The 12,350-nt window shown below is 63.4% G+C and carries 11 protein-coding genes; 4 read left to right on the top strand and 7 right to left on the bottom strand.

Annotation, left to right across the window (positions count from 1 at the left end):
• Positions 1-18: 18 nt before the first annotated feature.
• The 3 genes from ACFRJ8_RS19820 to ACFRJ8_RS19810 form a co-directional block, all read right to left on the bottom strand.
• Positions 19-1,362, bottom strand: coding sequence for a ParB/RepB/Spo0J family partition protein (locus ACFRJ8_RS19820; protein WP_377988086.1), 1,344 nt, complete (start codon positions 1,360-1,362; stop codon positions 19-21).
• Positions 1,363-1,992: 630 nt separating this feature from the next.
• Positions 1,993-2,160, bottom strand: coding sequence for a hypothetical protein (locus tag ACFRJ8_RS19815; RefSeq protein WP_377988116.1), 168 nt, complete (start codon positions 2,158-2,160; stop codon positions 1,993-1,995).
• A gap of 160 nt (positions 2,161-2,320) precedes the next feature.
• The gene (locus ACFRJ8_RS19810) at positions 2,321-6,283 is read right to left on the bottom strand and encodes a helix-turn-helix domain-containing protein (protein WP_377988085.1); all 3,963 of its coding nucleotides are present in this window, start codon (positions 6,281-6,283) and stop codon (positions 2,321-2,323) included.
• Between the two features lie 168 nt (positions 6,284-6,451).
• Between ACFRJ8_RS19810 and ACFRJ8_RS19805 the strand changes: the two genes are divergently transcribed.
• Positions 6,452-6,697 carry a hypothetical protein gene (locus ACFRJ8_RS19805; protein WP_377988084.1) on the top strand — a complete coding sequence of 82 codons (246 nt, stop codon included), beginning with the start codon at positions 6,452-6,454 and terminating at the stop codon, positions 6,695-6,697.
• Between the two features lie 86 nt (positions 6,698-6,783).
• Here ACFRJ8_RS19805 and ACFRJ8_RS19800 read toward each other — a convergent pair whose 3' ends face one another.
• From ACFRJ8_RS19800 to ACFRJ8_RS19790, 3 genes are all read right to left on the bottom strand, one after another.
• Positions 6,784-6,939: a hypothetical protein gene (locus tag ACFRJ8_RS19800; RefSeq protein WP_377988083.1), complete on the bottom strand. Its 156-nt coding sequence runs from the start codon at positions 6,937-6,939 to the stop codon at positions 6,784-6,786.
• A 212-nt stretch (positions 6,940-7,151) separates the two neighbouring features.
• Entirely contained in the window at positions 7,152-8,129 is a 978-nt protein-coding gene (locus tag ACFRJ8_RS19795) for a DUF4192 family protein (RefSeq protein WP_377988082.1), read from the bottom strand.
• Positions 8,130-8,759: 630 nt separating this feature from the next.
• Complete coding sequence (locus ACFRJ8_RS19790) at positions 8,760-9,188, bottom strand: hypothetical protein (protein WP_377988081.1); 429 nt, start codon at positions 9,186-9,188, stop codon at positions 8,760-8,762.
• Positions 9,189-9,701: 513 nt separating this feature from the next.
• Here ACFRJ8_RS19790 and ACFRJ8_RS19785 point away from each other — a divergent pair.
• The 3 genes from ACFRJ8_RS19785 to ACFRJ8_RS19775 are packed head-to-tail and all read left to right on the top strand — an operon-like array spanning position 9,702 to position 10,926.
• Positions 9,702-10,124: a transposase gene (locus ACFRJ8_RS19785; protein WP_377988080.1), complete on the top strand. Its 423-nt coding sequence runs from the start codon at positions 9,702-9,704 to the stop codon at positions 10,122-10,124.
• A complete protein-coding gene (locus ACFRJ8_RS19780; RefSeq protein ID WP_377988079.1) occupies positions 10,121-10,546 on the top strand; it encodes a hypothetical protein in 426 nt (141 codons plus the stop codon). The genes ACFRJ8_RS19785 and ACFRJ8_RS19780 overlap by 4 nt, the downstream gene beginning before the upstream one ends.
• Positions 10,507-10,926 (top strand): transposase, encoded by a 420-nt coding sequence (locus ACFRJ8_RS19775; protein WP_377988115.1) that lies wholly within the window; start codon positions 10,507-10,509, stop codon positions 10,924-10,926. Before ACFRJ8_RS19780 ends, ACFRJ8_RS19775 begins: the two co-directional genes overlap by 40 nt.
• A 332-nt stretch (positions 10,927-11,258) precedes the next feature.
• On the opposite strand, the gene ACFRJ8_RS19770 is transcribed toward ACFRJ8_RS19775, so the two are convergent.
• Positions 11,259-12,347, bottom strand: a complete 1,089-nt coding sequence (locus ACFRJ8_RS19770; RefSeq protein WP_377988078.1) for an alcohol dehydrogenase catalytic domain-containing protein — start codon at positions 12,345-12,347, stop codon at positions 11,259-11,261.
• Positions 12,348-12,350 lie beyond the last annotated feature (3 nt).

Here is a 12,350-nt window from a genome sequence, read left to right as displayed (position 1 = left end):
CGCCCGGCTCACTGTCCGCTACTCGGTGTCGGTGGTGTGCTTGTCGATGATGATCTGCTCGACGGCGCTGGCCGTGTACCCCCAGGCGGTGAGCTGGTTCAGGTAGTGGAAGTGCCGCTTCTCGGCGCTCCGCCATGAGTCTTTCTGGATGGTCTTTTCATACCCGGCGCAGATAAGGGCGAGGAGGGAGAACTCGGGGCGTGTGGTGGTTTTGGCGGTGTGGTCCCGCAACGGGTTCCAGCCCCACCGGTCGTTGTCTTCCCCGATCTTGGCCCCGATCATTTCGGTGGCGACCGTGCCGTCGTAGCCGCTGGCGGTTTCCGGGTCGTGGGTGATGGCGTGGACTGTGAAGTACTGCCAGCCCTTCGGTGCGGTCTTGCGGGACAGCAGGGTCTTCACAAACTCACGCCTTACCTTCGTTGCGCTCTCCATCTCGCGATTATTCGCTATCAGGGTCTTTCGTTCGGCCTTCTGCTCCGCGGTCATGGGGCCTTTCTGGGCCTGCGTGCCGCCGTCGTAGCGTTCGTACTTCGGGGTGAAGCCCAGGTCCTTCCAGCCGGTGATAACCGGCTGGGCGTTGTGCTGGCCCCGGTAGTCGGTGCTGATCAGGTAGGCGTTGGCGTCCTCGTCGGTGGCCGGTTCCCCGTCGGCCCGCTTCGCGGCCGACACGTACAGGTTCTCTTCGTTGGCGTAATGCCCGGCGTCCTCGACGATGGTCTTGCCCTCGGCCTCTAGCTGGGCGATGAGTGCGGCGAGGGCGGCGGCGCGGTCGCGGCGGTCCCGGAGCATCTGCGCGACGTGCAGGAGCTGATCGGGTTCGTCCGCGATCACAGACTCTAATTCCTCCGTGGCGTCCTGGTTCCCTTCAAACTCGGCCATGATGAGCGCTTCATCAATGCTGTATCCCTTGCCCAGGGCGGCGGCTCCCGCGGTCGAGACTTTGGCTTTCAGCGCCCCTTCCACGGTGGTCTTAGTGCGCCCGGTCTTCTTGGCGATCGCGGCGGCTGAAACACCGATCAGGGACAGCTGGTGGTAGGCGTCGGCCTCGTCCGCTTCAGTCAGTTCCGCGCGCTGGATGTTCTCCACGACCTGAGTCACGATCCGTTCGGCTTCCTCGGGGGACTCGATGATCATCACCGGGATGCTGGTGCGCCCGGCTTCAACGGCGGCGCGGGTGCGGCGCTGTCCCATCAGGACATGCACCACGCCGTCCTCCTTGCGGTGGGCGATGACGGGTTCCATCACGCCGTGTTCCTTGATGCTGGCAATGAAATCGGCTGTCAGTGCGGCGTCTTTGCGGACGTTTATGTCCACGGTCAGGGTGGCCGGGTCGAGCATTTCGAGGGTGGGTGTGGTGTTCATGGTGTTGCTCCTTTTGCAGAGGATTCCGGTGGGTGGGGCGGCTCAGGTGACCGGCCAGCGTCCCCTTCTCCCCCCGTTGTTTTTTGGTTGCTGGCAAGCTCGCTTGCTCGGCGGCCGACGGAGCCCTGTCTACCCGCAGGGCAAGGGGCAGGAAATTCCCGGAGGAAACCAGCGACGCAGGAGCGCCGGAGGGACATTTCCTGCACCGCAGGCCCGGACGAAGGAGGGGCTAGACGGGGTGGAGCGGACGCCTAGAATCCGAAGGACAGCAACCAAAAGACGTCGAAGACGTAAGAAACGGGCCAGGGCGGGCCGGAGCCCTGCGACGGAGGCACTGGACTCACCAGCCGGCCGCGCCAGCGGACGCCCGAACGGGTGCGAGCCCTGCGAGCATGCCCTGCCCTTCGTCTCCCCTGGATCCGCCCGTGCCGGCCCCGCGCTCGGTCTGGCCGGCACACCTGCTGTTCCGCCTGCGGTCCTCCCGGAGATGGCGGTCCGCCGCCGGTGACCAGCAGCGGCAGCCAACCACCGGCGGCGGACCGCCCGAACCCTTTCGGCCGGCCCTGGTCCTTTGTTGGGGCGGGGTGGGCCTTGCCGGGCGGTGGTCCGCCCGGCAAGGTTTCAGCCGGTTTAGGCGACGTTGGCCATGTAGGGCATGCGGTACCGGCTGGGGAGTTCGGCGGCGGCTTCGGGCAAGTCGTCCGGGCCGTGGGCCTGGCCGTTCCTCCAGTGGAAGAACGCATGTTCGCTGATCGCGTCCCATTGCCGGCCTTCGTCCGGTAGTAGGTCACCGAGCATTATTCGCTGGATGCAACATCCGTGGCTCTTCCGCAGCGCCAAGGTTGCCCTCGCGGCAGATTGGGAACGTCTTAAAGTCGCAGAGGCCGGCCCCGCCGGGGGCCGGCCTCTGCGACGTCAACTGTCAGAAGACCAAGAGGATGTAGCTAGGAGTCCCGTTCTAGCCGTCGTCACTCATTCTCTCGGCCTGGGAATCATGGCGACGAGCATCCTGCTGATAGCTCTCCGCGATGCCGCGTAGCACCCGGGCAGTGCGCGGCCATCGAGTAGAAATCTTTACCGCCATCTCTCGGTACTGCTTTTCGAGTTCGCGTTCCTGATCTCCTCCATCAAAAACCCCTCGACTGGTAACGCCACGCTTGTTGATCTTGCCCATGTGCACTCCCGCGTCGAGCCGGGCGTTACCAATGTTCTCGATGATCTCTCGGACCGGTTCCGCGGGCCAAACTCCGTCAGTACCGACGGGACTTGACGCGAGGATCTGACCGATCTGTTCATCGCCGATTGCTACGCGCTGACTGTCAGAGAAAGCGAGGCGGGCGCCCCTCACCCAAGCAGTCAACTGGGAACTATCAATGGTGCCATCTTCGGCGAGACCTGGCAGGGTATGCCAATGCTGAAGAACGGTGAAGGACCGATGGGCGAACGCTTTCTCCTGAGCAGTCAGGGACCGTTTTTGTTCATCATTGCCACGGTATAGAGCGTTGATCATTCTTACGAAGTCGCTTGGGTCCGTTCCCAGCGCGCGGTAGAGCGCAGCTGACGGATGGTGATCATGTAACAGGTCAAAAAAGGTGAACTCGTAGACTGGGAGCTCCGTGTCGTCGGGAAAGTGCTGCTCCATGTATTTCAGGACATTGCCGAGGTAGTAGCTGTTCATGGTCGTGTCGTGGACGGGACCGGGTCCGTTGAGGAGCGCGTTGAGGACTGCCTTGACGAGGCCAACGCTCGGTTCGCCGTTGTCGTGGAGCATGTCGCTGAGGAGCGCTACTGCTTCCCATAGGCGATCGTGCTTGACGAGCAGATCAATCGCCTCTGCGCGTTCCTCCGGGGCGGCGTAACGATGTTGCGCTCTGTTCCAATATGCTGCCTCGAGTTCCATTCCGAGGGCGGCAATCTCAGTCCAGTATTGTTTGAGGAACGGGACGGCAGCCATGAGTCTTTCCTGTGATTCCGGCTCTTTCAAAGCAGGGCTGGTAAGCGCAGCCTTGACCCAGGAGAAGCCTGCAACGTGGATTCTGTCGCCGGCGAAGATCAAAGCGGCATGTCGTAGGTTTTCTTCCTGACGGCTGATCCAACCGAGGATCGCCTGCTCGGGGGCGTCACCCCTTGCCGCGAGCATGCGACCAATGATGTGCGGCGTTTTCACATCAAGTGTCAACGTAGCCAACGCTTCCGGGTCGAGTGTGAGGACCTCCTCGAGGGCCTGACTTTGTAAGCGGGCGAGTTCGACGTCGTATCCTTCTTCTCCCCACTTGTAGTTAGGGATACGCGGGCGCCAGTCAAAGAGATTCGAGAAACGGCGGGCGTCATGATCAGGAGTCAGGTCATCAGCAACGGCACGAAGAAGGGCAACATCGTCGGTGGACATTGCCCACTCGGCCTCCGCATACTCTTCGTGTTTGTCTGCCTCCCCGATCAATGCTTCCCACATCGCATACCGTTCTTCCTCCTTCCAGGTGTCGGCGCCGACAGCCTCACGAAGCTTTTGGATAACAACACCCCGTTCATCGATGGGCAGCATAGCGATCTTGGGAAGCAGCTCCAGCCACCGTTCCGTATCAGTTCCGATGACACCCATGGCCATGGCAACAAGCCTGTGGACGAAATGACCCCAGTCTGCGTAGGTCACTGTTTGCTTGACTGGATTCCAATCGCGGAAGGCAGGCGCGTGAGGGGGAAATGCCGTCGCATGGTTCTCAGGCCACACCCCCATGAGGAGCTTCCAGCCAACGCTTGGCTCGCGCTGAAGAATCCGCTGGACTACCGCGAGTTTGTCATCAACCGTAGCCCCGCTCTGAGGAAGCCAGCCAGTTACAACGGTCTGAAGACTCACGATCGGACGGTTGCTGAGCCGGCCTCCCGGGTCGATCAAGGAAAGCTGACCGAGCAGAAGCGCCGCGCGGCCAAAATATGAGGGCGACCAGCAAAGCGTTTCAATTGCCCACAAAAGACTCGGGTGAGGCGATGACGGGCCGAACAGAACGTCCTGCGCTTGATCCCTAAACATTGTGCGGAGGACAGGATGCGGTTGCTCAAGGCCGAGCTCGACGGCGTCCAGAAACACCTCCGGCGACGCTTCGGCCAACGCAGGCAAGGAACCTGCCAGCCGCGCCCAGGTCTCGCCGGTGGCATCGTCGTTTGCGGCTGTAAACAACCCGTGGACGATCTTATCCACCCGACTTTGCATTTCCAGGTGCGGTGGAAGTTCGCCGTCGCTCGCAGCCGAAAGCGCCAAACCGTTCGCGAGCCCCTTCTTCAATATCTCCGAATATCCCGGCTTCGTGCCCTGCGCACTCGCTGTCATTCGGCTAACAGTGTCCATGCCTTGAAAGGGATCGGGTTCCAGCAGAACCTGCGCAACCACTTCAGCCCAGCGGGCCATGTCGCTGGTCGTCAACGTAGGCAAGAGGAGCAAGGCCGCCTCCACTGGCGATGTCAACCTCCACGTACCTCCCGAGCGGACAAAAGGGGCATCGCTACGGCCGGCCAGGCTCGTGAGGAGTCGCTCTATCTCGTCCCGTGCCCGCCCAGTCAACTCCTCCAGGGCCACGAGGTCTTTTTCATAGCCTGACCACGATCCGGTCAATACCAGGGGCGCCAGAATGCCAGCGGACTCAGGCTTAGCTGCCCAGCCTGGCTTGCGGAAGCGTGGCTCAACTGCAATAGAACGGATGAACGCGGCCATACTCCGACGGGCTAGGGCCACCATGGCTTCCGCATTGTCTGAGTCGGGAACTACTGCCTTCAGAGCCTCGCGAGCGGAAACTCGATCGATCTTTCGGAGCTCGATTCCTTTACCACTGCGAACGACGTCGTCAGCCTCGGCGAGTAGGACGACACGGTGTCCGCCGTTTACCGTCGCCGCAAGGTCTGGCTCGCCCTCGAATAGCGGCACAAGGATCAGGGGAACCTGCGACTCGACCAACCGCTGCCACGCGGCTTTATCAGTCACTACGACGGTGCGATAAAGAAGCTCTTCATGGGACGCCAATGCTGAGAAGAGGAAGGCCAGAGCGTCGTCCTGCCAGTGAGCGGCCAGCGTCACGATCGCATCGGCCTGCGCTGCACCCGTCAGCGCGGCACGCAACTCATCGGCTGCGGCTGAACGCCCTGCGAGGAAGAACTCCGGCGGAAGCGCGATCTGGATGCGCCCCTGAAACGAGTTCCACCACCGTTCGATGGTCTGTGCGTCGCGAGGCCGGTACCCGAGGCGCTCGGAAATCCAGTAGTGCACCGAAGGAGATGCTTGCAGCCACCCCTCAACGCGGTGTGCATCGAGGGCCACAACGCCGGCGAACTTGGATTCGGCTACTCGATCGGTTGCCCACTTCTTCGCTCCTGCCCAGTTGCGGGGTGTCGCGAACACGAATACTGAGTCCGCGTCATTAGGGAGTGCCTCTATGCGCTTCTTGTAGTCCCTCTGCGCCTTGCCCTTCGGGTTGGCTTCGGTTCCGAACTCGAAACGCAGCTCACCGGAGGGGAGATATGTGCTTCCGCTGGATGTCGCGGTTCCATCCCATCCGGGCGCGGCACCACCTTCGTGCGACCGCACGTCGACGTTGGTGATGCCAGGAGTCACAGCCAAAAGGCGACGGATCAGTTCCGGAAAGGATCCTTTGGCATCATCCCGTGCCGCCCAACTTTCCAGTTCGTTAGCGCTGATCAGCTCTGGCCCGTCGGTCCGAAGGGTGGGGGCTACTGATGATGTGCTTTCGCCGCGTTTTTTGAGAAGACGCTCGACCTCTGTTCGGGCGAAACGATGCTGCGATGAGTCCGGCAGACGCGCTGAAATCAATGTGCCCCCTCTCACCCAGTTCCTGACGGTGTTCTCATGCACACCGAGCAAGGCGGCCGTTTCCCGCACATTTAGAAATGGGCTGCTTTCACCTTCACTACTCATACCAAAACAGTAGCACATTGTGGACTTTGTGGACTTCTCAGCGGCGATGATGGAACCTGGCATTGGACCAATTCCAAACCGTCCCCTAACCCAACAGCCGGCCGCGCCAGCGGACGCCCGAACGGGTGCGAGCCCGGCGAGGATGCCCTTCCCGAGTAGGGTGAGGGCATGACTGGGCCGGCTCCACGTGATAACCGCCCGGGCCTTGAGGGGCGCGGTGCTGGGCTGGATTCTCCGCGGGTCCTCCGGGTCCTGGCCGTGGTGTTCACGGTTGCCGCAGCTGGTGCGCTGGCGCTGGTGGTCCTCGATCTCGTGATCGCCCGGCCGGCGGCGGGCGATGTCTTCATTACCGTCCTGAATGCCCTGGCGGCGTTGCTGTTGTGGCGCCGGGTGTTGGAACAAACCCGGGCATGAGGAAAGGCCGGCACCGAGGTGCCGGCCTTTCCGGGTTTTCCCTCTGCAAAGGAAATTTGGGTGGGCAGCGTCCCGCTGCCTGGTGGTTAGAGGTTGTGGTGTTCCTGGGCCCAGCCGATGTTCGCGGGCCCGGTTGGTTCGCCGGCGGTGAGCAGACGAATTTCGATGATGTCTTCGGCCAGGCTGGGTTCGGCGTCCGGTTTGTCGTCGTCGGTCAGGATGTATTCGGTTCCCATGCTCACGCTTCCCTGGTCGGTGCAGTGTTCGTGGGTTCACTGTAGCCGTGGTTTCTACACGCTTGCTGGTTTCCGGGCTGCGCCCGCGCGAGCGTTCGGCGGCCGGAGGAGCGGAGCGGGGGAGGCCGCCCCGCCACGGGCAAAAAGGGCCGGGCCGGGATCTCTTGGTGATCCCGGCCCGACCTGTCTCGTTTAGTTGTTGTGGCGCTGGTCTCCGTTTAGTTGTTGTGGCGCTGGTAGGAGGTTTCCGGGTCGCGGGCGACGTCTGCGACTGAGCCGCGGTTGATCAGTTCCAGCAGCAGCCCTGCCAGCCGGAACCCGGGTGTGTCTGTGTCCGCGTGCTTGAGGTACCGGCCCGCCTGGGTGCCGTTGCCTTTGAGCCATTCCAGCCACCCCATCAGGGTCAGCATCGGTGCACGCTGGCCAGCCGGGACAGCTTTCATCAGCTCGAACGCGATGGACTGGGCCCGGTCCACCCGCTTCCAGTCCGGTCGTCCGGTGAAGGTCCCGAGGATGACGTCGGCGAAGTTGCCGTTCTGAGTGGTGATGGTCTCGCGGAACAGAAAGTCCCGGACCATCTTGTGCTGGAACGCTCCCGCAATACTCCGCGCCGTGTCGCTGTCCGGGGTCCCAGTGCTGTGCAGCACGGCCGCCCACGCGGCGCATGCAGCCTCAATGTCCGCTTCGGTGCCCTCCGGTGCTTGTACCGGCATGGCCCAGATACCCAGAAGGGCGGGGTTGTAGGCGTCGATGTCCGTGGCGCTGCCGAAGAAGGTAAACGTCGCGTTGGCATGGCTGTCGGTGATCTGCTCCAGCGGGTGGTCCTCGTCCGTGCCGAACTCCGTCCAGTGAGTGGAGGTCACGAGCCAGACGTTCCGCACGGGCATCCGGGCCGCAGCCAGCTCGGACACCAGTGCGGCGACGTGCGCGGCGTAGGGGTAGCTGTCCTGGTTCTCGTCGGTGTAGACGACAACGTAGGACGCCGTGGCCTTCTCATCGTTGGCGGCGTGGCTGGTCAGCGTCTGAGCATAGTTGACCGGCTCGACGTGTTCGGGTGCGTCCACCCGCAGGGTCGCACCGAGGGCCCCTGCATGGGCGGTGAGGACCACGAACGATTTCGAGGGCGTGATCCCCAGCAGGTGCGGGATGGTCGCCAGCAGGTCGGCAGGACCGGTGAGGTTGATCTTTTCAATCATGGTGTTGCTCCTTTTGCAGAGGATTCCGGTGGGTGGGGCGGCTCAGGTGACCGGCCAGCGTCCCCTTCTCCCCCCGTTGTTTTTTGGTTGCTGGCAAGCTCGCTTGCTCGGCGGCCGACGGAGCCCTGTCTACCCGCAGGGCAAGGGGCAGGAAATTCCCGGAGGAAACCAGCGACGCAGGAGCGCCGGAGGGACATTTCCTGCACCGCAGGCCCGGACGAAGGAGGGGCTAGACGGGGTGGAGCGGACGCCTAGAATCCGAAGGACAGCAACCAAAAGACGTCGAAGACGTAAGAAACGGGCCAGGGCGGGCCGGAGCCCTGCGACGGAGGCACTGGACTCACCAGCCGGCCGCGCCAGCGGACGCCCGAACGGGTGCGAGCCCTGCGAGCATGCCCTGCCCTTCGTCTCCCCTGGATCCGCCCGTGCCGGCCCCGCGCTCGGTCTGGCCGGCACACCTGCTGTTCCGCCTGCGGTCCTCCCGGAGATGGCGGTCCGCCGCCGGTGACCAGCAGCGGCAGCCAACCACCGGCGGCGGACCGCCCGAACCCTTTCGGCCGGCCCTGGTCCTTTGTTGGGGCGGGGTGGGCCTTGCCGGGCGGTGGTCCGCCCGGCAAGGTTTCAGCCGGTTTAGGCGACGTTGGCCATGTAGGGCATGCGGTACCGGCTGGGGAGTTCGGCGGCGGCTTCGGGCAAGTCGTCCGGGCCGTGGGCCTGGCCGTTCCTCCAGTGGAAGAACGCATGTTCGCTGATCGCATCCCATTGCCGGGCCTTCGTCCGGTAGTAGGTGCAGGTCACGTCGCCCTCGCAGTACGTGGCGACCCCGAACAGGTTCCCGACGCTGTCAGCGGTCCGGGTGGCGGCGACCATGACATAGGGCCAGCTGCCGAGGTCCCAGCCGTCACAGCCCCAGCTCGGGATCACGGCCCAGCCGTGTTCGCCGATGAGTTCCATCCAGTCGTAGCCGCCGTTCATGTGGTAATCGCCCAGCACCGTCGCGCCGTCGATGGTTTCCCCGGTGTCCTGGGTGGTCACCGTCTTGGTAGTTACTGCGTTCATGGTCTTGCTCCTTTTGCAGAGGAATCCGGTGGGTGGGGCGGCTCAGGTGACCGGCCAGCTTCCCCTCTCCCCCGTTGTTTTTTGGCTGCTGGCGAAGCTTGCGGAGCTGTGGCCGACGGAGGCCCGTCTACCGCAGGCAAGGGCCGTGGAATCTGCGGAGGAAATCAGCGACGCAGGAGCGCCGGAGCCGATTCCGGGGACCGCAGGCCCCGGAGGGACGGAGGGGCTAGACGGGCCGGAGCGGACACGTACAATCCGAAGGACAGCAGCCAAAAAACGGTAATACTGGAAATGCCCTTGAGCCGGCGTGACCCAGCAAAAAACTGACGTGCCTGGCGGCACTGTCTTTCCGACGATCTGTCCGCCGGCTCAAGGTCCGTCAAGGGGGTGTAGAGCCAGGCGGACATGACTTCATAGGAGCCTGATCCGACCAGTCCCATTACCGTTTTGTCTGCCCACCTGGCCTGCGCCCCGTTCATCAGCCATCGATCTCGACTGGGGGCAAGTTCCATCTTGGCAACCGAAACAAGCAAAGTCATCGCCGGTATCGACACCCACGCCGACACACACCACGTGGCCGTCATCAACGAACATGGCAAGCCCCTCGCGGACAGGGAATTCCTGGCCGTGGGATCCGGCTACCGGAAGATCGTGGACTTCATCACCAGCTACGGCACAGTCATCGCCGTAGGGGTCGAAGGAACAGGATCCTACGGGGCCGAACTCAGCAGGACCCTGCGCGGTGAAAGTCTTTGTGCGCTGGAAGTGAACCGTCCAAACCGGGCCGCGCGCCGGCTGAAGGGAAAATCCGATCCGCTGGACGCCTACCAGGCCGCCCAATCGGTACTCGACGGCCGGACCAAATCGGTCCCGAAAGCCAAGACGGTCCCGTTGAATGCCTGCGAATCCTACGTGCCGGGCGCAAATCGGCAGTGAAGGCCCGCACCGCAGCCATCAATCAGATCAAGGGCCTTCTCGTTTCAGCTCCGGACAAACTTCGGTCGAAATACAGAGGGCTCGGAACCTCGGCGGTAATCACGGCCCTGCAGCGCACCCGACCTTCGGGCCATATGGATGACCCCGAGTACGTGTGCCTGCTGACGCTGAAAGCCCTGGCCACCCGCTGCCACTCACTCGCGGCAGAAATCGCCACCGCTGACACCGCGCTCCAGGAAATCCTCGACACCTATGCGCCGATGCTCTGTGACCTTCCAGGTGTCGGAACGGAAGTAGCCAGCCAGCTCCTGGTCACCGTCGGAGACAACCCGGACCGCCTTGGAAATGAGGCCAAGTTCGCGCCCTCGTCGGGGTCGCCCCCATACCCGCGTCCTCGGGCAAAACAACCCGTCACCGGTTAAGCCGCGGCGGCGATCGCAACGCCAACCATGCCCTGTACCAGGTCGTCCTGGTCCGCATGGCATCCTGCCGGCGGACAAAGGACTACGTGTCCAAACGCACCGCGGAGGGCAAAAGCAAACGAGAAATCATGCGCTGCCTCAAACGCTACGCAGCCCGGGAAATCTACCGTCAGATCACCAACCCACAAGCCGCCCCAAACTACACCGATCTTCGCCAGCTGCGCAGCGCACTCGGTTGCACCATCACAACAGCGGCGCTCGAACTTGGGCAATGGCCCTCGAAGATATCTCTGCTGGAACGGGGTTTGATCCGCAACGACAACCTCGCGACTAACTACCGTCGGTGGCTGAAAGAGCAGGGGGCCGAGTCCACGACGTGAACCTCAAGGGATCTTCGCTTTCCGAGCAGAAACACATGTTGGTCGCAGACTGTTCAGTGATCCTGCCATAGCGCGCCAGACACCGGCAATGGCGCGTCGCATTCGGAGAGGGAGGGAGCCCGTTCGAGCCGGGCCAGGTCCCGCTAAGCCGGCTCCGAAACGGGCTGAATCTGCTGGCAGCCGACTGGCCAGGACCCGGTCGGAAACGGTTGGCCCTCGGCCCCATTCAATACCGTGATGGCGGGCCGCCGAACGTGGACCAGAACCATAAGATGTCCATGACGGTCGATCGCCCCCGCAAGGTGAGCATGCTCACCTTCGGCAATTTGATTTCAGGGAGTCAAAACTGACCGTAGGCCCGTTCCTGCTGCGAGTTCCTCCAATGCTGCCCCCGCCTCGGACAAGGGACGGACTTTGTCGATCAACTGATCGAGCGGCAAGTGGCCCGCCAGGTGCAGCCGCGCCAGGCGGGGGATGTCCACGCGGGCCACGCTCGAGCCATAGTTGCAGCCCAGGATGCTCTTGCCCTGGTCGGCCAGGTCGAAGGGATCGATGCTAGACCGCGCGCCGATGCGGGTCATGCCCACCAGAACGGCCGCGCCGCCAGGAGCCAGCAGGCCGGGAAGAGTCTCAATAACCTTCTCGTTCCCGATCGCCTCGAACGCGTAGTCCACGCCGCCCAGCTCGTCCCGCACATACGCGGCAAGGTCCGTCTGGCGGGGATCGATGGTGGCGGTTGCCCCGAGCTCTTGGGCCTTGGCACGCTTCTCCGGCGAGAGGTCCACGGCTATGATTGGGTTGGCTCCCGCAAGCTTGAGACCCATCACTACGGACAGCCCCACGCCTCCGCAGCCAATGACGACGGCGGACGCGCCCGCCGGGACCCGCGCCGTGTTGAGGACAGCGCCGACCCCGGTGGTTACTGAGCAGCCCAGCAGGGCACCGACAGTGAACGGCAGTTTGTCGTCCACCTTGACGGCGGCCGATTCGGGGACGACGACAGCCGGCGCGAAAGTGCCCAAGCCGAGGTACGGCCAAAGGGGTTCGCCGGCGACGTCGTTGAATGCCGTGGTGCCGTCCGGCAGGGTGTTGGAAAGCGCTGTGGTCCCGGTGCAGAGCCAGGCCCGCCCGGCGGCGCAGTTGGTACAGCGCATGCAGGGCGCGAACCAGGACAGCACCACGCGGTCGCCGGGGTGCAAACCGGTGACGCCGGGGCCGGTCTCTTCAACCACGCCGGCGGCTTCGTGGCCGAGGACCAAGGGCTCCTCCGCCGGCCAATCGCCGTTGACGATGTGCAGGTCCGAGTGGCATACACCGGTCGCGCGGATGCCTACCCGAATCTGGCCCGGACCGGGCGCGGCAATCGTGACGGCCTCCTGTGCGACCCCGCGTCCGCTGCGGTAGGTGGTAGCTTCAATCATGGT

Source organism: Arthrobacter sp. NPDC056886 (genome assembly GCF_042788715.1).
Classification (GTDB): Bacteria; Actinomycetota; Actinomycetes; order Actinomycetales; family Micrococcaceae; genus Arthrobacter.
This window is presented reverse-complemented; position numbering and strand designations above follow the sequence as displayed.